The following is a 20534-nucleotide window of genomic DNA, read 5'->3' on the forward strand; positions in this document are numbered from 1 at the left end:
TATTTTTATTAATTTAGAAAAAGTGAATACTTTATTTAGAAATTATCAGCCTGATGTTTTTTTAAATTATTTATTTTATATTAAATAGTATGCGATAATCTTTTTTTATTTAGTTAAGATAAATGCTCAATAAATTTATAAAAAATAACATCCATTTTAACTATATGATTTGTTTTAATTTTTTATATTGATTTTCTCGTTTTTTTATAGGGATATTTTTATTATTTTATTTCTATTTTGATATGTATCAATAAAATTAAATATATTTAATTAATAAGGTTGTAAGCTGTTTTTTTTTAATTTCTCTTCAGTACAATATATCTCATAAACACCCTATCACTTATTGAATTAAAAAATCTCTCCTGATTTTCTTAAATGAAACGATGATTGCTGATAGGGTGTTTTTTCTCAAATAAACTAGGTTCTTTAAGGTTAATACTTATTTTAAGTATTGATCTTTTTATTAATAAAATCATATAAATATATTTAACAAAAATAAGTTTTAATCCTTTATATATTACTACTTTTAAACGGTAGTTTTATTTATATATTAAAGCAGGAGCATTGTAAAAAATGAAATCTATTCTCCCTACAAAAGAAGAGAGTGACGAGAAATTATTATCTCGGCGTTCTTTCTTTTCATTTGCTGGAAAGATGAGTCTTGCGGCAGGGGTAACCGCTGTAACGGCGGGATGTGATGGTAATATTTCTGGAGGTACTGGCTGGGTTCCCGAGCAATACAATGCAAAAGGTACTTTTCCTGTACAAGTCCGAGGCCGAATTCCTATTGATCCTAATAATGTGGCAATTTGTCGTGATGATAAAAAATGCATTTTATGTGGTCAATGTGTTGAGGTGTGTGAAAAAGTACAAACGGTGATGGGAAATTACGATTTACCGTTAATTGATAGCGTTCCTTGTATTGATTGTGGGCAATGTACGCTTTGGTGTCCAACAGGTGCGATAACAGAAGTTGATGATACGGATAAGGTGATTAGGGCGTTATTAGATCCAACACTGCATGTCGTTGTTCAAACAGCGCCCGCTACGCGCGTTGCTTTGGGTGAAGAGTTTGGTATGCAACCAGGTAAGGATATTGAGTTACTGCAAGTTGCTGCACTGAGAAAACTGGGTTTTGATAAAGTTTTTGATACGAACTTTTCTGCTGATCTAACCATTATGGAAGAAGCGACAGAATTACTGCAACGAATTCAAAATAATGGCGTATTACCACAATTTACATCGTGCTCGCCGGGTTGGGTTAAATTCTGTGAAATGTTTTATCCTGAATTAATACCTAATTTATCTTCAGCAAAATCACCCATGACAATGTTGGGAACGATGATAAAAACCTATTATGCCAAAGAGCAAAATATCGATCCTACCAAAATTGTCTCTGTTGCCATTATGCCATGTACCGCTAAAAAATCAGAAGCGGCACGCCCTGAAATGAATGGCGCTAGCGTGTTATGGGAAAAACCTGATCTTCGTGATGTTGATATCGTGCTAACAACAAGAGAGCTCGCCAGATTAATTAAAAGTCACAATATCGATTTAACGTCTCTTCAACCCGCAAATTATGATCGCTTAATGTCTGAATACAGTGGTGCTGGTGCTATTTTCGGCGTGACAGGGGGCGTGATGGAAGCAGCGGTCAGAACCAGTTACTACTTTATTACAGGTGAAAGACCACCAGAGCCTTTATTTAATTTGCAACCTGTACGTGGATTAGAAGGTATTAAAGAAGCCGCTCTGGATATTCCGGGAGTGGGGGAAATTCGCGTGGCAGTTTGCTCTGGTATGGGAAATGCGCGTCCTGTCTTAGAAGCAATTCAAAAAGGGGAAAAACAGTGGCACTTCGTTGAATTTATGGGATGTCCTGGTGGGTGTATTGCGGGAGGAGGACAGCCTCGTTCGGCATTACCGCCTTCTGATGAAATACGTGCTTTACGCATGAAAGCGCTTTATAGCAAAGATGAACGCGCCACAATCCGCTTGAGTTATGAAAACAGTGAAATTCAAAGTATCTATAAACAATTTTTAGGTGAACCTTGTGGTGAACGTGCTCATCAATTGCTTCATACGCATTACCAAGATCGCAGTATTCATTTTAACAAAAAGAAAGCTTAAAGATTGAGGAAACACATTATGTCTAAAGGTGTATTAGTCGATCTTACAAAGTGTATCGGCTGCGGTAGTTGTACAGTTGCATGCAAAATGTACAACGAAAATAAATGGATAGAAGACAGACAACCCACAAGTGGTGAGAATGCCAAACTCGCGGATGAAAACTGGACAGTTATCAAAACAGTCACGGTTGAGAAAGAAGATAAAGCGGTTTGGCGTTATGTTAAAGAGCAATGTTTTCACTGTATTGATCCCGCTTGTGCTTCAGCATGTTTTGCAAAAGCCTTCCAAAAAACACCCGCAGGGCCAGTGGTTTATTATCCTGATCTCTGTGTGGGTTGCCGATATTGCATGGTGGCATGCCCGTTTGATATTCCTAAATATGAGTGGGAAAAGTCACTTCCTTATGTCACTAAATGCATGATGTGCTCATCTCGTGTGGAAGAAGGGCAATCTCCCGCATGTGTTGCAGTATGTCCTACTCAAGCCTTGGTATTTGGTGAGCGACAAACCTTATTAGAAAAAGCCAGAGAAACCATCACGAATAATCCAGAATATGTTCAACATATTTATGGTGAGAAAGAAGTGGGGGGGACTGAATGGCTCTATATTTCTGATGTGCCATTTGAACAGCTTGGCTTTAAAACGGGATTAACGGAAAAACCACTCTCTTCTTATACCTCTGATTTTATGAAATATACGCCGATAGCAGGTGCTACTTGGGCTGTGATTTTGGGTGGTATTGCCATGTTTAATCACAGAAAAGATAAAGTGAGCCACGATGAGCAATCCCATCAGCATCTAGAGCATAACCAGAATAGTACTGATGAAGAAACAAGGAGATCAGAATGAGTGTTATCGATAATTCGACCCACTTTGGTAAGTGGCGTTTTCCTATGACACCAGTGCGCTGGGTGCTTGTTGCTATCAGTTTGATTGCCGTAGGGCTTATCTTATTTCGCTTAGTCACAGGATTGGGATTAGTGACCAATCTTAATGATGAATGGCCTTGGGGGCTTTGGATCTCTTTTGACGTGATGTGCGGTGTGGCGTTAGCTGGGGGCGGGTATGGTACTGCGTTAATTGTTTACGTATTTAAACAAGAACAATTTTCAAGTATTGCTCGAAGTGCAGCATTAACGTCATTAATTGGTTATTTATTGGTGATGGTCGGGCTTTTCCTTGATATCGGGCAGTGGTGGAATTTCTGGCGTCCATTAGTTTCTCAAGGGCATAGCTCAGTGCTTTTTGAAGTCTTTATTTGCGTCTCTGTTTATACCAGTGTGCAATTAATTGAATTTGGAGAAGTGGCAACTGAACGAGTTGGACGAAAATACCATAATTTTTTCCGTAAAATATTACCAGTATTGTTAGTCATTGGTATTGCAATTCCATCAATGCATCAATCATCACTTGGGGCGCTTTATTTATTAATGGTCGATAAACTGCATCCATTATGGTGGTCGCCAATTATTTTCTTCCAATTTTTAATTTCGTCGTTTTTTGTTGGCCCTGCAATGATCGCAGTTGAAACTGCATTAGCAGGCCGAGCGTTTAATCACAAAGTGCCAATGTCGGTATTAAGCGGATTAGTTCGAATTTCAGGTTATGCAATGCTGGTTTATTTAGCGTTGAAATTCGGCAGTATTATTGCAGAAGGTAAAGTGCATTACCTTTTCGAAGGCAGCTTTGAATCTTTATTCTTTTGGATTGAAGTTGGTTTTGGCGTTATTGTGCCGTTAATTATCTGTTTCTCACCATTAATAAAACGTCGAGGCTGGCTGGTAACCTTTGGTGCGCTAGTCGCTTCGGGGGTTATTTTAAACCGTTATAACGTTGTGGTGACAGGTATGGTGACATCAACGGGTGTCTCTTATTGGCCATCGCTACCAGAATTAACTATCACTCTTGGTCTAGTTTCAATGGGAGCGCTCGCTTATTTATTTATCTGTGAAAACTTCCGTATTATTGAACATGAAGACGACAAACATTAATTAACTTAATGCCCAATTTAATTGGGCATTTTTTATAAATAAAACCAAGAAAATACTCTTTTTTATTCTTTTATTAATGATAAATAGAACGATAAATATGCCTATTTTAAAAAAATCCTTGTGGTTTATTTCTTCCTCTTTGCTTTCGATTACACCAATATTGAGTTATTCCCAAGCGAATGAAAATAAACCAGAACATATTATTGTCAGTGGACAAAAAGAAGGTCATTCGTCAAATCGTATTTATAACATTGAAGCTGAGAAAATAAGCAATATAGCAGGGGGAACTAATTTAATTACGGTTGATCATGAAAATCGCTTATTAACGTTGAATGATGCCTTAAAGGATCAACCCGGTATCGTGATACAAAGTTTATTTGGTGGATTAGATCAACCTCGTTTAAGTATTCGAGGCTCAGGTGTTCAAAGTGCGCCACTTTCTAGAGGGGTATTATTACTCCAAGACGGACTACCTCTTAATGAAGCCGATGGTAGCTTTCACTCAAGTATGATTGATGTACGAGATGCACAATTTATTAGCATTCGCCGCGGTGCAAATAGTACACAATTGCAAAGCAATAACTTAGGGGGAGAGCTTGATTTTATCACCTATACAGGACGAAATAATCAAAATCAATTGCGTTATGAGCAAGGTTCTTTTGGGCGTCAAGGTCTACAAATGGCGTTAGGCGGTTATAGTGATGATCATCCTATTGATGCCAGAATAAGTCTAAGTTATGACCATTATGATGGGTATCGAGAGCACTCTGCTTCTCAACGTAAAACAATGCGCTCAACACTCGGGTATACTTCAGACAACTTTGAAAATAGAACATGGATTAATTGGACTGATCTGCGTTTTGATGTTCCTGGCCCAGCAACCTTACAAATGGTTGAGAATGATCCTAAAGCGGTATTACCTGCAATTAAGAAAAAAGATCCCCATAGAAATGTCGAACAATTACGTATAGCCAATAAATCGACATGGAATAGTGGTGCTCACGATATTCAATTTGGATGGTGGTATTCACAAACACATGATAATTTCAAAACACCCAGTCATTACCAATTTGTGAATTACTATACTAAAGGCGCTCAATTTAATTATAAATTAGAAACTCAGCATATTAGTTATCGTGCCGCGTTAGCTTGGGATCACTCGATAATGAAAGATGATATCGAGAAAAATCCCAAAGGCTGGCTAGGACGATATGATGGACGAGCTGAAAATATCTATGCGTCTTTAGGGGCGGGTATACATATTAGTAACAGTGTGTTGTTTAATCTGGATGTAAAAGGAACTCATGCGAAAAGAGATGTATTTTCGAGCCATAATTCTCTTGAACAGTCCTTTAATTTCTTAACACCTAAAGTTGGGCTGATTTGGTATCCTAATTACAATGCACGCTTATTTGCTAATGTCAGTATGAGCCAAGAGCCGGCTTCCTTTAATGATATTATTAATCCTAAAGCGCCGTTAAATAAGGTCAATCTGTTAAAACTTTCACCTCAAAAAGCAACCAGTTTTGAAATTGGTAGTGATATTGAATTAACAGATAATATCAGTTTAAGTACGGTGCTTTATCGCAGTTTTATTAAAGATGAATATATTACATCCCACGATCAAAATGGGAATATTGTTGATATTTATAATTATCCTGCAAAAACTCGCCATCAAGGTGTTGAATTCAGTATCAATGCGATTCAACCGCTTCGTGTTGGTGATTTTCTCTATCGTGTAACATGGACGTATAATGATTTTCGCTTTATGGGCGGGGAATATAATCGAAAATATATTGCAGGTATTCCTAGAAACCTTATTTCGGGTGAAATTAACTATCAATTAAATGGATTGAGATTTGGTCCTACACTGTATTGGTCACCCACAAATGTTGCTGTTGATCATGGTAACCATCTTAATATTCAAAAGAGTAAACCCTATGCATTATTAGGATTTAATGCACATTATCAATATGATAATCAGTGGTCTACTTATTTGAATTTAGACAATATTACGAATAAACGCTATGCAGCAAGCACTTTGGCCAATCCAACAGTGAAAAAGAATGATGCCTTACTTTTCCCTGGGAATGGTTTTAGTGTTAATGCGGGTGTGGTGTATACATTTTAATTCAATCAGAAAATAGACAAAGGCTACCTTACATGGCAGCCTTTTTTGATATTAATCATGTCTCTTTACACGTAGATTAATTTTCAATATTGGCTTCAATAAACCATAGGAATTTATCAAGATCACGCGATGCAGCAGTAAACATATCGGCGGTATCTTCGTCTTCAACTTCGTCAATGGCTTTACGAATATCATTAGCAACAACAGCATAACGATCAGCCAGTGCTTTTAGGTGATCTTGCACATCATGAATATCCAGTGGATAAGCTTTCAGTGGTGTTTTTTTACCGACAACTTGCGCGGTGCCTAATACTGTGCCACCTAACTGAACAATACGCTCTGCGAACTCATCAGTGTGCTGATTAATGGTATCGCGGAAGCCATCAACCATCTCATGAACAGAAATAAAGTTTCTGCCACGCATATTCCAGTGCGCTTGTTTTGTGATGAGAGATAGGTCGATAAACTGCGTCACCATCTGTTGCAATAATTCAATAGCGTGCAGTTTTACGCTGTCATCGAGGTTATTACGGGTATAAAGCAGAGTTGAAGGTGTGGATTTGACTAATTTAGCAGTACTCATAATCGTTCTCCCTAAATAATTAATAACTCAATATCTTAATTTCTGTTAATGATGATAGTGAATTATTAATGGTTAGTCTTATCGATTGATACTATTAAATTGATAGGTCATCTATTAAAAAAATCTAATCTATCGAAATAGTCTATTTAGGGTAAGACAATGAGCGCAAAATAGCAATGATAGGTCAGTAAAGTTATTATTGAATAAGAAAAAAGGATCATAAGATCCTTTTTAAATAAATATTTATTTCTTATAAGAAAATACGGTTAAGTAATTATTTAACCTCTTCCAATTTGGTTTTATTTTTCATGGTTGCTGTTGAACCTATAGAGGCTAATACAATAAAGGCAAGGGCAATCCATTGAATTAGTGTCAAATGTTCGTGTAAGAAAATAATACCAATAAAGGCACCCATACAAGGCTCTAAGCTCATTAGAGTACCGAACGTTTTAGCGGGTAAACGTGTAAGCGCAATCATTTCTAAGGTGTAAGGAAATGCAGTTGATAAAATTGCAATGGCTAATGCAACTGGTAAAATTGACCAGCTAAACATAATGTCAGGGCTACTTTGTAACATACCAATAGGAACGAAAATAAAGGCAGCCACTAATGAGCCAATTGAAACTGTTGCCGCACCGTAGCCTTTACCTGCACGTTGTCCGAATACAATATATAGCGCCCAACCTACACCAGCACCCAGTGCATAAAGAATACCTAGAGGATCTAATCCATGAATATTATCGCCAATAGGTAGCAATAATCCTAAGCCTGCAATGACTAAAATTATCCATAAAAAGTCGATGGTTCTGCGTGATGAAAACATAGCAACAGCTAAAGGGCCTGTAAATTCAAGGGCAACAGCAATTCCTAAAGGAATAGTTTCAAGAGCAAGGTAGAAAAGGTAATTCATTGCTCCTAAAGATAAACCATATAGAAACAGTGGCATAATTGATTTTCGAGTAAATTTGAGTCGCCACGGTTTAAAAATAAAAAAGAGGATCAAAGTACCCAATAATAGACGTAACGCCGTTACAGCTGGGGCACCAATAACAGGAAATAGGCTTTTAGCAAGGGATGCGCCGCTTTGAATTGAAAGCATGGAGAGAAGCAAAAGAAGCACAGGGTAAAACACCTGTAATTTAGCTGAGTGTCTGGCTGACAACATCCTATAAAACCTCGTCAATAATCAATCGTTATGTGTTCTCTGTTAGCAGATAACAAAGGATCGCATAATATAAAATAAAATCACCGACTTTAATATAGCTATTCATTAATAAATATTTTTTATTTTAATTTAGTTGAGTGCGATTAGCTAAAATATAACTTAATTTATTTTTAATAAAATAAAAAATGACGTCTCATAAATATAAGCATTAATAATGATTAAATATATATGTGAAATAAAAAGCGTAAAAACACTTTTTTTAACCTTTTTTATTAAAAATACCTTCAGTATAATTCCAAGCTCGATTTAACTAGCTAAAAGAGAATAAAGAAATGAGTAAAATAAAATCTATCGCAGTGTATTGTGGTTCTAGTTTAGGCGCTTCACCTATTTATAAAGAACAAGCAATTATTTTTGCCAAAGAGCTAGTTAAACGTAATATTACCTTAGTTTATGGTGGTGCCAGTGTCGGTATTATGGGCACTCTCGCTGATACTGTATTAGCTGAAGGCGGAAAGGTGATAGGGGTTATTCCTACGCTATTAGAAGGGCGTGAAATATCGCATAAAAATCTGACCGAACTGCATGTTGTTGAAACAATGCATCAACGTAAAAATAAAATGATAGAACTGGCTGGTGGTTTTGTCGCTTTACCCGGTGGTTTCGGTACATTAGAGGAGTTTAGTGAAGTCTTTACATGGAGCCAAATTGGTTTGCACCAAAAACCATTGGGCATACTTAATATTAATCAATTTTACGATCCGCTTTTGATGATGATTGATAAAATGGCGGATGAACAATTCCTACATGAAAAATATCGCCATATGGCGATTGTGGAACAATGCCCTATTCAATTATTAGATAAATTTGAAACATATATTGCACCTCCAGTAAAAACCTATAACAAATAAAGGTAAAAAATGGTAATCATAAGAAAAGCAATATTGTCTGATGTAGAAGAAATTAATACTCTTTATATCCATTTATTTGATGAAATGGCAACATTACAGCCAGAAAGATTAAAGCCGGGTAAGCAAGATGAAGCATTTATTATTAATGGAATAAAAAATAATAAGTTTCATCTTTTGGTTGCAGATTTAGATGGCAAAGTGGTTGGATTTAGCATAGCGCAAATTCAAGAAACACCTATGTTTAACTGCTTGGTTCAACGTAAATATGCTTATATTTACGATATCGTTACTGATCCTACGGTACGTAGCCAAGGCGTAGGCCGTTTATTGTTGACCGCAATGAAAGAGTGGGCAAAATCAGAAAAAATGACGCATCTCGAATTGTCTGTATTAGCTGAAAATGGTGCCGCTAAACGTTTTTATGAGCGAGAAGGATTAAAAGAAGTCAGCACAATGATGGGAATTGCTTTATAATTTTATTAAATCTATCTTATTTTTCATAAGATTAAGTGCGAATGATAAAAATAAACCCGCTTTTTAAGCGGGTTTATTAATTATATTATTCAGCTAAATTGTGGGTTTCCCCGCAATGATCGTACACAATACCCTGACATTTTCAACATCTTCTGCCGATATTTCAAACAGGTTTCTATCTAATACGATTAAATCGGCAAATTTTCCGACTTCTAATGATCCAATTTGTTTATCCATATCTAATGCTTGAGCGGCATTAATGGTAGCAGCACGTAGGACTTCAATTAACGTAAGGTTACGATCATTATCAAGGCGTGGGCTTGCTGCATCTTTTTGGCGAGTCATCGCAACTTTAAAATCGTACCATTCATTAAGTGGGTCAATTGGCCAATCGCTACCAAAAGCAACAGTAACGCCAGCATCAATAAACTTGCCAGCAGTCTCTAAATAGTCACAGCGAGATTTACCTAGCATTTCAATATCTTTTTCGATATTGCTCTGTTCTGCTGCTGCCCATTGGAAGGAGAGGAAAGGGAAGGCTTTTAGTTGTGTAAAACGGGCATAATCTTTTTCACACATCAATTCATTATGTGCAAGCCCCGGTCTTATGTCTTTTTCAGGTAAGGCTTTGCGCATTGCACTAATAGCATCAAGTGCCGTACTAATTGCACCTTCAGCAACAGTATGAATATGAGGGTGATAACCCGCACGGGCAATTTCTGTGACTAACGGTGTTAAAATTTCAGGTGAGAAATAGAGATCGCCAATATGTTCAGAGTCTTGCCAGTGTGGCGTATCATCAGTGCCAACGTTAATACGATAAGGTGAGTGCAAGCGCGCTGTCATAATCGGCGCTTGTAATACACCATCAAGGAAAAGTTTGATATGGCGGATCGCAACACTGGGTTGAGCACCTTCGCTGATTTGATGCCATTGCGAAAAGCGAGTGACAGCATGGCATACAGCGTTTGGAATATCCTCAATACAAGGTACATCATCTGGCGTGATTTCAACGGCATTCTCTATGCGCAGGGTTAATTCACCTGCTTGTCTTAACGTGTTGAAGGCGCGTAATTGAGGCTCACCCACACGAGCATCCATAATCGTGGTTACGCCTTGTTCATTTAATAATCTTTGAACATGGCGAGCTATTTGTAAATTTTGATCTTCAGTTAATGGGGGCAAGCTATCAATGGCTTGCATTGCTGGCGCATCTTCAAGAATGCCAATCGGTGTTCTATCACCATCACGTTCAATATTTCCATCAGGTGGATCGGGCGTTTCAGTGGTGATATTTAACAGTTCTAAAGCGCGAGAATTAGCAAGAACACTATGACAATCGCTAGAAAAGAGCAAAATAGGGCGAGTCGTATTTAAGGTATCAAGGTGATAACGTGTCATTTGCACACCTTCAGGTTGCATACCTTCACGATACCATGCGGAAACTTTTAACCATTCGGTATTACTATCAATAAAGTTTTCATCAAGGTATTTCTGAATACGTAATAAAATGTCATCGATAGAGAGTGATTGATAATCAAGATGGCAACCCGCTAGTGTTGCGCCTCCCCAGAATGGGTGCATATGTGCATCAATAATGCCCGGCATGACCATTCTTCCCTGTAAATCAATCTGCTCAGTATTTTCATTACAGTAAGAAAGTAACCCCTCTTTTTTACCTGAAGCAATAATCACACCTTGGCTGATCGCGATAGCATCAACAATAGTATCATTATGATCAGCGGTATAAATAAGTCCGTTGTAATAGAGAGTGTCTGCAATTTGAAATGTCATTCTTCTACCTTGTATTGCTTTTTTAGCACGTAGAATGCGTGCTTAAATGATTATTTTGTTTATAGGGCATCCTGTTGCGTTTTGACGCGGGCGGTCATAGTAGAATTAAATCAGAGTGAATACTACAAGCTTGTTACATCGACTTAATGATGAATATGAATACAACTTAGAGATTGAGTGAAATAAGGTAAGCTTAAAGAATATAGACTTACCTTATTCAAGCATCAGCGTGGTTAATTGTCTGGTAAATTGGTTGAGCACACTTCGCAATGTGGATTTTTAGGTAATTTGAATTCACGAAATTGCATTCGCATTGCGTCAAACATCAACACCTTGCCATGTAAATGTTCACCATACCCTGTAAGCAGTTTGATAGCTTCAACGGCTTGTAAAGTACCAATAGTGCCTACAACAGGCGCCATTACGCCAGCTTCAACACAACTTAAAGCGTTATCACCAAAAAGATGACTTAAACAGCGATAGCAAGGCTCATCATCTCGATAGGTGAATACGCTGATTTGACCTTCCATCCGAATAGCCGCACCAGAAACGAGCGGTTTTTTCTGATGAAAACAGAGGCGATTAAGTTGCTCACGCACTGTCACATTATCAGTGCAATCCATAACAAGGTTATGGTGGCTAATAAGCTCCGCTAAAGCTTCATCTTCAAGTAATGCATCAACGGTTTCTATTGTGACATGAGGATTAATTGCTTCTAATGTTGCTTTCGCAGATAGTACTTTGGGTTGACCAATCGTGGCGTCGCGATGAAGAATTTGTCGCTGAAGATTAGAAAGGGAAACCGTATCAAAATCTAATAAAGTGAGTTTTCCTACACCTGCTGCTGTAAGATATTGTGAGGCACTACATCCTAAGCCACCTGCACCAACTATCAGTACAGAGGCACTTTTCAGCGCCTCTTGACCATCAAAATCAAAGCCCCTTAATACAATCTGGCGATTGTAACGTAGTGTTTCTTCATCCGTTAATTCAATACTCATAAAGGCTATTCGCTTTTTAATAGAGAATTAAATAGCTCGATAGTAACAGTTTCGCCAGCTGCAACTTTACCGCGTTCACGCTCTAAAACGATAAAGCAATTAGCGGCACTAAAAGAGCTATAAACATGGGAACCTTGATGCCCAGATGTTTCGACTTGCCATACGCCCTCGGCATTAATACTGGCAATACCACGTTGGAAATCAAGACGACCCGCTGATTTTTTCAATGGAGATTGTGCAATAGCTTGGAAACGTTGCGGTGCTTTCCAATGGCTAAAACCAGATAGGCGTGCAATTAACGGTTGAACCAATTGATAGAATGTCACTGTAGCTGACACGGGATTACCCGGTAAACCGCAGAACCATGCATTGTGTAAGCGACCGAAAGCAAAAGGTTTTCCCGGTTTAATGGCTAATTTCCAAAAACCAATTTCGCCAATTTCATCAAGAATTTGTTTCGTATAATCGGCTTCGCCTACAGAAACACCGCCACTGCTGATGACTAAATCTGCTTCTTGATCAGCTTTTTTAAAGGTTTCACGCAGTTTTTCTGGTGAATCAGGAATAACGCCTAAATCTAAAACTTCACATCCTAGTTTTTCAAGCATTAAACGTATCGCAAAGCGGTTGGTATCATAAATTTGTCCCGCTTTTAATGGCTGACCGATAGTTTGTAATTCATCACCCGTTGAGAAAACAGCGACTTTTAAACGACGATAAACTTGTACTGTTGCTACACCTAAAGAGGCAATTAAAGGTAATTGCGCTGTTGAAAGCTTCGTGCCAGCAGGTAATACAATATCGTTTTCTTTAATATCTTCACCAATACGGCGAATATTCTGGCCTTTTTTAGCAGGCTGTGAAAAACGGACACCATGTTCGGTCACTTCGGCTTCTTCTTGCATAATAACAGTATCAACACCAGCAGGAACCATAGCTCCTGTCATAATGCGTACACATTGCCCAGCTGGGAGTTCTCCCTCAAAAGGAATACCCGCGAACGATTTACCAGCAACAGGAAGTGGAGTTTGAGCTTCTAAGTCAGCGTAACGAAGTCCATAACCATCCATTGCCGAATTATCAAACGGTGGCACATTCAGTGGAGAGGTAATATCTTCACTTAGAATATAATCTGCGGCGTTATTTAATGGAATGTTAAGGGTATTGGTAATTGCCAGCGGTTTTTCAAGTAGTTTTTCTAGCGCTTCATCAAGAGATAATAAACCGCTAACGTGACATTGACTCATCATATACTCCAAGATCTATCGAAATGTTCTGTTTTATTTCATGATACTAATCTATCACGATGAACATCATCATGTCAGAGATCATCTTGTGAATAGAAAGAAATGAAACTTTTTATTGAAAAAATGTTAACTGATTGGAGTTAATATGTTGCTTGTTCTGTTATTAATGAGTAGCACATTTAAAATGATAAAACAAAATAATGGATATCCATGAATACTTCAAATCACCAAAGTCATTCAGCGCAAGCTTTTCATATTGCGTTTAGCGGGTTTCTTGCTTTAGTGGTTGCAATGGGAATAGGGCGCTTTACCTTTACACCGCAAGTGCCGTTGATGATTGCAGAATATCAATTGACGTTAACAAGTGCGGGAATTGTCGCTGCATTTAATTATCTTGGTTATCTTGCAGGCTCCTATGATGCGATGAAAGCTGTTAAAGGTGTGGGGTATCGCTTGTGGGCGGGTCTTTGGGGGGCGGTGATAATCACGCTGTTGTCTGCTTTTTTAAATGATGCTTTTACACATAGTATTGCACGTTTTTTTATTGGTTGGGCAAGTGGTTGGACATTAGTGCTGGTGGCTTCATGGGCTAACGAGTTACTGGCTCGCCTTAATCGACCTGCATTAAGTGTGGCTGTTTATGCAGGAACGGGTGCTGGTATATTTATCAGCGGTATTCTTGCTGTGTTAATTATGAAATGGCAAATGAGTGCAGCGGCAGGGTGGTTAATTTATGGTTCTCTTGCTTTTATTTGTGCCATATATGTGAGCTACCATCTTCCAAAGCCTTGGACAATGAGCAGAGAGGAAGTAAAAGTTACCTCTTTAACGCTTACGCCAGCGATAAAAAGGCTGATTTGGGGTTATACCTTTGCTGGGTTTGGCTATATTTTACCCGCAACTTTTCTTTCTCAAATGGCAGCAGAACGCTTTCCAGGGAGCTTAATTGCGCAATTTGTTTGGCCTGTTTTTGGTGCTTCTGCGGCATTATGTATTGGGATCGCTATTTTCACGCGTAATGTATTAAACACGCAGTTACGTTTAGCCATTACGCTTTGGTTACAAGCGTTAGGCATACTGATTGCGCTGTGGGTTCCTACCATTACTGGGTTGGCGATAGGGGCATTTTTAATTGGTGGCGGCTTAATGTGTGCAGTACAACTGGCGTTTTTACGAGGTCGTGAATTAGCGCCTCAACATGGGCGTTATATGGCGGGTTTACTCACCACTTTTTATGCCATCGGGCAATTAGTTGGCCCCGTAATTTCTTCACTTTCAACAGCATTGACGGGAAAATTAGAACCTGCTCTTTATGTTGCTTTTATTGTATTGATAATCGGTGGTTTTCTGGTGTGTTTAAAAGAAAAAAATCAGGCTTAAATTAAAAATAGCTCATACAAAAATGCAATAATTTCATAACGAAAAATGCGGTATTGCTGGATAATGTGATTGAGGTCATCTAAAGTGTAGGCTGTTGTTGCTAATAGCGATAACGGCTACTTAATTAATGTGTTTATCGGAGAGTCCAATGTCATCATTAAGTAAAGAGGCGCAATGGGTGCACGCTGCGTTAGTTGAACGCGGTTTGGAAACGCCTCTTCGTGAACCGAAACTCTCTCCAAGTGAGAGCAAACAGCAAATTGAACATCATATGACAGAAGTGATGAAGCTGTTAAATCTAGATTTAAGCGACGATAGTTTAGCTGAAACTCCTCGTCGTATCGCTAAAATGTATGTTGATGAAATTTTCTCAGGGCTGGATTACCACAATTTCCCCAAAATCACACTAATCGAAAATAAAATGCAAGTTGATGAAATGGTGACGGTACGAGATATCACATTAACAAGTACTTGCGAACACCACTTTGTCACCATTGATGGTAAAGCTATTGTGGCTTATATCCCGAAAGATAAAGTGATTGGGTTATCTAAAATTAATCGAATTGTGCAATTCTTTGCTCAGCGTCCTCAAGTTCAAGAGCGCTTAACGCAGCAAATCCTTATCGCATTACAAACGTTACTAGGCACAAAAAATGTGGCTGTTTCTATTGATGCGGTTCACTATTGTGTTAAAGCTCGTGGTATTCGTGATGCAACTAGTGCAACAACAACAACTTCATTAGGCGGGTTATTTAAATCTAGTCAAAATACGCGTCAGGAGTTTCTGCGCGCTGTTCGTCATCTTTGAGATTTAAATAAAAATGAATGAATCGTCTCATCAACGTATTGAAGCCCTCGATGCGTTGAGAGGAATGGCGATCCTTGGCATTTTATTGCTCAATATTTCAGGTTTTGCATTATTAAGAGTGGCTTCATTTAATCCATTACATTCGGGAGAAGCCTCTTTTGGTGATCGTATAACATGGATGGCATTAAATCTGTTTGCTCAAGGAAAATTCCTCTTTATTTTTGCGCTGCTATTTGGTGGTACGCTTTATCTCCTTTTGTATAAAGGAACTCGTTTTAATTTATCGCGATTAGTTGTACTGGCATTAATTGGTGTTATTCACACATTATTTATTTGGGAAGGGGATATTTTATTTCCATATAGTATATGTGGTTTATTTGTTTTTGCGTTTATCAAATCAATCGCAACAAAGCACCAATTTATATTGGGAGTGATACTCTATTTTTGTGGCGCACTGATTTTAGGTGCGCTGTTTTACTATTATCGTGATTTTATTGATACCGTTTGGTATAGCACGCCATATTCTCAATTGTCTGAATCAGATTGGAAAACAGGGCCTTATTTAAATAGTGTTTATTATCGTTTGAATGAACTAAGTCTTTTTATTTTTAATCTAGTACGTCAATACAGTTGGTTTTTGTTTGGTGCGATGTTGATGGGTTCTGCATTAATGGCATCAGGTTGGTTGCAGCAGAAATTTAGTCGCGCTCATTATGGTCATGTGGCACTTTATTTCCTCACAATTAGTTTAAGCTTACAAACGGTTATTGTGCTGGTGGATTATTATCTTGATTGGGATTACCGCTGGGCGGCTATTTGGGCACAACCTTTAACCATGTTGATCCAAGTGATGCAAAGTTTGGGGTATATTGCGCTGTTTTATTGGAGTTGGAATATTATTCAACACTCTTATTTTGCCTATGCTTTACGTTGTGTTGGCAAAATGGCGTTAACAACCTATTTAATGCAAAGTGTTATCGGTATTTATTTATTTCAGCGTATGGGGCTATTTAATCAATTTACTCTACCTGAACTGATGCCTTTTGTTGCCGTCATTTGGGCAATCAATATTGCTTTTGCTGTGATTTGGTTACGTTATTTTCCACAAGGGCCAATAGAGTGGATTTGGCGTAAATCAGCCTCGAAATTAGCACAATTCTTTTAGCTTTTTTCATGATTATTTTCATTTAGAGGAAGTGATTCGACTTCCTCTGGTGAAACCGCAGGATAACCTTTAATGCCTTCAGGAATAGATTGTATTGCGGGAATAGTTTCTGGCGGCCCTAAAAAGCGTGGTTCGCGGTTTAGAATATAAACATCAATCATGGCACCTGCTCTGGCAAATACTTCACGTACACGTACTTTAAACATGCTTTTAGGCGATGCAACCGCAAAGCATTGTGCATCAATTCCTTTTTCTAATGCGATAAAAACAGCTCGTTCACAGTGAAAACGCTGAGTAATAATGGTAAATCCATCTGTACCAAATACCTCTTTTGTTCGTACTACTGAATCAAGTGTTCTGAAGCCTGCAAAATCCATCACAATACGAGAGGCAGGAATGCCCGCTTTAATGAGATCCTTACGCATCGTATTTGGTTCATTATAACTATGTTTTGCATTATCGCCGCTGAGCAATAAATACTGAATTTTGCCACTATTATAAGCATTTACAGCGCCTTGGATGCGGTATTGATAAAACTGATTTATATAACCGCTGGTATAGTACTTTGATGTGCCTAACACCATGCCCACTTTTTTAGCAGGTAATGTATCCACGTCTTCAAATATATAGGGATTGGTTTTCCACCCGATCCAGCGATCGCAGGCAATCAAGGTGACTGCAAGTAGAATAAAAATTGTGAGAAAAAGATAAATGAGGCGTTTTAGCATGTCCTTGCCTTAATGACGCAAATAACGAATGACTTTCATAATAGTTAAGGCTACTTGAGCGGCGATAGGGAAGCAAGAAAAAAGCGCCTCATATTAAGTAATGACGCGCTTTTCGGAATGGTACTTAGTGTTTCAAACTACTTAGAACGAGGTTCTTTTGTAAATACGGTACTCTGGTGACCAATAGTTACGTTCAATTGCTTCTTCTAATGCTGAATCAGAAGTAACAGTAGCAACACCTTGTACTTGTGCTTCTTTTGCAACTTGTTTTGCGATATAGCGCGAAACTTTTTGAATATCAGCCAGTAAAGGTAACAGAGATCCATCACCGTCTTTTGCCATTGGTGAGCAATCTGCTAATGCGCGACTTGCCACCATCAACATGGCATCAGTAACACGTTTTGCACCACATGCGATAACACCTAATCCAATACCTGGGAAGATATAAGAGTTGTTGCACTGTGCAATTGGATATTCTTTATCTTTGTATTTAACTGGTGCAAATGGACTACCTGTTGCCACTAAAGCTTGTCCATCAGTCCAGTTGATAATATCTTCAGGACGCGCCTCTACACGAGACGTCGGGTTAGATAATGGCATTACGATAGGGCGTTCACAGTGTTTGTGCATTTCACGAATAATTTCTTCAGTGAATAAGCCTGCTTGTCCTGAAACACCAATCAAAATAGTTGGTTTTGCATTCTTAACCACTTCTAGTAGTGAAATAGCATCGCTTTCGGTTTGCCAATCAGCAATAGTTTCGCTTTTTTGGATAAGTTTGCTTTGGAAATCAAGTAAATTTGGCAGTTTGTCTGTTAATAAGCCGAAACGGTCAACCATAAAGATACGTTCACGCGCTTGCTCATCACTTAAACCTTCAGATTTCATTTGGGCGATGATTTGCTCGGCAATACCACAACCCGCAGAACCTGCGCCTAAGAAAGTGACAGTTTGATCTTTTAATTGGCGACCCGCAGCACGACTTGCTGCAATTAGGCTACCTAAAGTGACCGACGCTGTACCTTGAATATCGTCATTAAAGCAACATAATTCATCACGATAACGATTTAATAAAGGCATCGCATTTTTTTGTGCGAAATCTTCAAATTGTAGTAAAACATTTGGCCAGCGACGTTTAACAGCTTGGATAAACTCATCGACAAACTCGTTATATTCATCACCTGTAATACGAGGATGACGCCATCCCATATACAGTGGATCGTTTAAGCGTTGTGGATTATTCGTTCCCACATCTAGCACAACAGGCAGGGTGTAAGCTGGGCTAATACCACCACACGCGGTATATAAAGAGAGTTTACCGATAGGAATGCCCATACCACCGATACCTTGATCACCTAAACCAAGAATACGTTCGCCATCAGTCACAACAATCACTTTTACGTTTTGTTTAGTGGCGTTTTGTAGCATATCGTCGATATTGGCGCGGTTAGGGTAAGAGATAAATAAACCGCGAGCGCGACGATAAATATCGGAGAAATGTTCACAGGCTTCACCCACTGTTGGTGTGTAAATGATTGGCATCATTTCAGTGAGGTGAGATTCTAATAAACGGTAAAATAGAGTTTCGTTAGTGTCTTGAATATTTCTTAGGTAAATATGTTTATCGTTATCGTTTTTGAAATCAAGATATTGGCGATAAGCGCGTTCAACCTGTTCTTCAATGGTTTCTACTGCTTCAGGCAGTAAACCATGTAAGTTAAAGGTACTGCGTTCTTCATCGCTAAAAGCACTACCTTTATTTAACAGGGGAAATTCAAGCAGGATTGGGCCTGCATACGGGATGTAGAGAGGGCGTTTACTTTCGTGTTCCAGTTCCATGAAAAATACTCTTGTAAGGCAGTTAGTCACATGACAATTGTAGATCCTACAAAATAATAAAAATATGTACAGCTTATGTTATTTTTTTATGATTTTTATGCTTGGAAATGAGAGATAGATACGGTTGTTACAACTTTTTCTGGTAAGCATCAGCAAAATTTACATGCTGATGCTTTTTTTAGGAGAGATTTTTAGAGGAATAAGTTAAAACTTTTTACAAAGTGATGCGTTGCATTTGGCGGCAACCTAAAGCAGTTAATGTTGCTTGTGTTGCATCCCATTGCGTTAAAATTGTCTCTGCTTTTTCAATTAAGACAGCAGATTCAATATCCATCACACACTCACCTGCCATATTTAATAAAATTAATGCCGCTTGTAATGGCGGTAAACTTGGATTAAATGCGGCATTTTCAGCGTAGCTACCTTGGAAAATTTTGCCATTTTTCATTTGAACAGCAATACCACTGTGCGATCCACTATAAGGAGCATGGCTACGATTGGCAGCTTGTAGTGCCTGTTGTGCTAATTCACTAGGGTTATCAATTTTGTAACCGTGATTAACTTTGTCCATTAATAAAGAGGTGATATTGAGATCTTTCGGGCCAAAGCTATCAGGTAAATAATCGCCTAATGTTGCCATTTTTCTACCCGGCAACTGAATTTGAATATGGGTGCCACTGTTCAATTCGTTCATAAACTGGCGGCAATGACCACAAGGTGTATAGTTAACGGTGACTGAGATTAAGCGAGATTCACCACGTAACCATGCATGAGTCACGGCGCTTTGTTCAGCATGAACCGTTTGTTGTAGCGGTGCGCCAGCAAATTCCATATTGGCACCGAAATAGAGATTACCACTTTCGCCACGAGCAATCGCACCCACTTTGAAATTAGAGATTGGCGCGACAGCACAAGCTGCGGCAACTGGTAGAAGTGCTAGGGCTAAGGCATCATCATTACATTGTAACTGTGTTTTTATGGCATTGACCTGTTCTGCCGTAAACATTGCAGGGAATTCATCCTGCTCAAGATAAGGAGCAAGTGCTTGTTGTAACTGAGGGGATAAATCTGACCAAATTGCCTGAAAACGAGTATGCATACATGAGTCTCCCATTAATCTTTCTGTATTATAAGATTCTAGGCATCTTTACCCATTCTTATATGTGATGAAAATCATATTTTCAATG

The 20534-nt window shown here is 38.5% G+C and carries 17 protein-coding genes; 9 read left to right on the plus strand and 8 right to left on the minus strand.

Going from position 1 to position 20534, the window contains the following annotated elements; translation table 11 throughout:
• Positions 1-573 precede the first annotated feature (573 nt).
• From JEP36_RS00005 to JEP36_RS00020, 4 genes are all read left to right on the plus strand, one after another.
• Positions 574-2130, plus strand: coding sequence for a [FeFe] hydrogenase, group A (locus JEP36_RS00005; protein WP_109373453.1), 1557 nt, complete (start codon positions 574-576; stop codon positions 2128-2130).
• 18 nt (positions 2131-2148) lie between these two features.
• The gene (locus tag JEP36_RS00010; RefSeq protein WP_198629718.1) at positions 2149-2979 is read left to right on the plus strand and encodes a 4Fe-4S dicluster domain-containing protein; all 831 of its coding nucleotides are present in this window, start codon (positions 2149-2151) and stop codon (positions 2977-2979) included.
• Entirely contained in the window at positions 2976-4121 is a 1146-nt protein-coding gene (nrfD, locus tag JEP36_RS00015) for an NrfD/PsrC family molybdoenzyme membrane anchor subunit (RefSeq protein ID WP_109373455.1), read from the plus strand. The genes JEP36_RS00010 and nrfD overlap by 4 nt, the downstream gene beginning before the upstream one ends.
• 97 nt (positions 4122-4218) lie before the next feature.
• Entirely contained in the window at positions 4219-6252 is a 2034-nt protein-coding gene (locus JEP36_RS00020; RefSeq protein WP_198629719.1) for a TonB-dependent receptor domain-containing protein, read from the plus strand.
• A gap of 76 nt (positions 6253-6328) precedes the next feature.
• Here the strand turns inward: JEP36_RS00020 and dps are convergent, their stop codons facing one another.
• Positions 6329-6835: a DNA starvation/stationary phase protection protein Dps gene (dps, locus tag JEP36_RS00025; protein WP_100159508.1), complete on the minus strand. Its 507-nt coding sequence runs from the start codon at positions 6833-6835 to the stop codon at positions 6329-6331.
• A 274-nt stretch (positions 6836-7109) separates the two neighbouring features.
• Positions 7110-8000, minus strand: a complete 891-nt coding sequence (gene rhtA, locus JEP36_RS00030; protein WP_198629720.1) for a threonine/homoserine exporter RhtA — start codon at positions 7998-8000, stop codon at positions 7110-7112.
• A 332-nt stretch (positions 8001-8332) separates the two neighbouring features.
• Between rhtA and JEP36_RS00035 the strand changes: the two genes are divergently transcribed.
• Both JEP36_RS00035 and JEP36_RS00040 read left to right on the plus strand, forming a co-directional pair.
• The gene (locus JEP36_RS00035) at positions 8333-8911 is read left to right on the plus strand and encodes a TIGR00730 family Rossman fold protein (protein ID WP_196573867.1); all 579 of its coding nucleotides are present in this window, start codon (positions 8333-8335) and stop codon (positions 8909-8911) included.
• Positions 8912-8920: 9 nt separating this feature from the next.
• A complete protein-coding gene (locus tag JEP36_RS00040; RefSeq protein ID WP_198620459.1) occupies positions 8921-9385 on the plus strand; it encodes a GNAT family N-acetyltransferase in 465 nt (154 codons plus the stop codon).
• Positions 9386-9478: 93 nt separating this feature from the next.
• On the opposite strand, the gene JEP36_RS00045 is transcribed toward JEP36_RS00040, so the two are convergent.
• The 3 genes from JEP36_RS00045 to moeA form a co-directional block, all read right to left on the minus strand.
• Positions 9479-11179, minus strand: a complete 1701-nt coding sequence (locus JEP36_RS00045; RefSeq protein ID WP_198629721.1) for an amidohydrolase — start codon at positions 11177-11179, stop codon at positions 9479-9481.
• A gap of 233 nt (positions 11180-11412) precedes the next feature.
• On the minus strand, positions 11413-12180 hold the full coding sequence (gene moeB / locus JEP36_RS00050; protein WP_198620461.1) for a molybdopterin-synthase adenylyltransferase MoeB: 768 nt from the start codon (positions 12178-12180) through the stop codon (positions 11413-11415).
• Between the two features lie 5 nt (positions 12181-12185).
• Complete coding sequence (gene moeA / locus JEP36_RS00055) at positions 12186-13427, minus strand: molybdopterin molybdotransferase MoeA (protein ID WP_198629722.1); 1242 nt, start codon at positions 13425-13427, stop codon at positions 12186-12188.
• Between the two features lie 210 nt (positions 13428-13637).
• Here moeA and JEP36_RS00060 point away from each other — a divergent pair, with 210 nt between their 5' ends.
• The 3 genes from JEP36_RS00060 (at position 13638) to yeiB (ending at position 16780) form a co-directional block, all read left to right on the plus strand.
• Positions 13638-14807, plus strand: a complete 1170-nt coding sequence (locus JEP36_RS00060; RefSeq protein ID WP_198620462.1) for a YbfB/YjiJ family MFS transporter — start codon at positions 13638-13640, stop codon at positions 14805-14807.
• A gap of 148 nt (positions 14808-14955) precedes the next feature.
• On the plus strand, positions 14956-15615 hold the full coding sequence (gene folE / locus JEP36_RS00065) for a GTP cyclohydrolase I FolE (RefSeq protein ID WP_023581251.1): 660 nt from the start codon (positions 14956-14958) through the stop codon (positions 15613-15615).
• A 13-nt stretch (positions 15616-15628) separates the two neighbouring features.
• Entirely contained in the window at positions 15629-16780 is a 1152-nt protein-coding gene (yeiB, locus tag JEP36_RS00070) for a DUF418 domain-containing protein YeiB (RefSeq protein ID WP_198629723.1), read from the plus strand.
• Here the strand turns inward: yeiB and sanA are convergent.
• The 3 genes from sanA to cdd all read right to left on the minus strand — a co-directional run bounded on the left by sanA (position 16777) and on the right by cdd (position 20446).
• A complete protein-coding gene (sanA, locus tag JEP36_RS00075) occupies positions 16777-17508 on the minus strand; it encodes an outer membrane permeability protein SanA (protein WP_198620464.1) in 732 nt (243 codons plus the stop codon). The genes yeiB and sanA overlap by 4 nt on opposite strands.
• A gap of 141 nt (positions 17509-17649) precedes the next feature.
• Complete coding sequence (locus JEP36_RS00080; RefSeq protein WP_196533004.1) at positions 17650-19347, minus strand: NAD-dependent malic enzyme; 1698 nt, start codon at positions 19345-19347, stop codon at positions 17650-17652.
• A 214-nt stretch (positions 19348-19561) separates the two neighbouring features.
• Positions 19562-20446 (minus strand): cytidine deaminase, encoded by an 885-nt coding sequence (gene cdd, locus JEP36_RS00085; protein ID WP_198620465.1) that lies wholly within the window; start codon positions 20444-20446, stop codon positions 19562-19564.
• Positions 20447-20534 lie beyond the last annotated feature (88 nt).

The sequence above is a fragment of the Proteus sp. PR00208 genome, from assembly GCF_016238545.1.
GTDB lineage: Bacteria > Pseudomonadota > Gammaproteobacteria > Enterobacterales > Enterobacteriaceae > Proteus.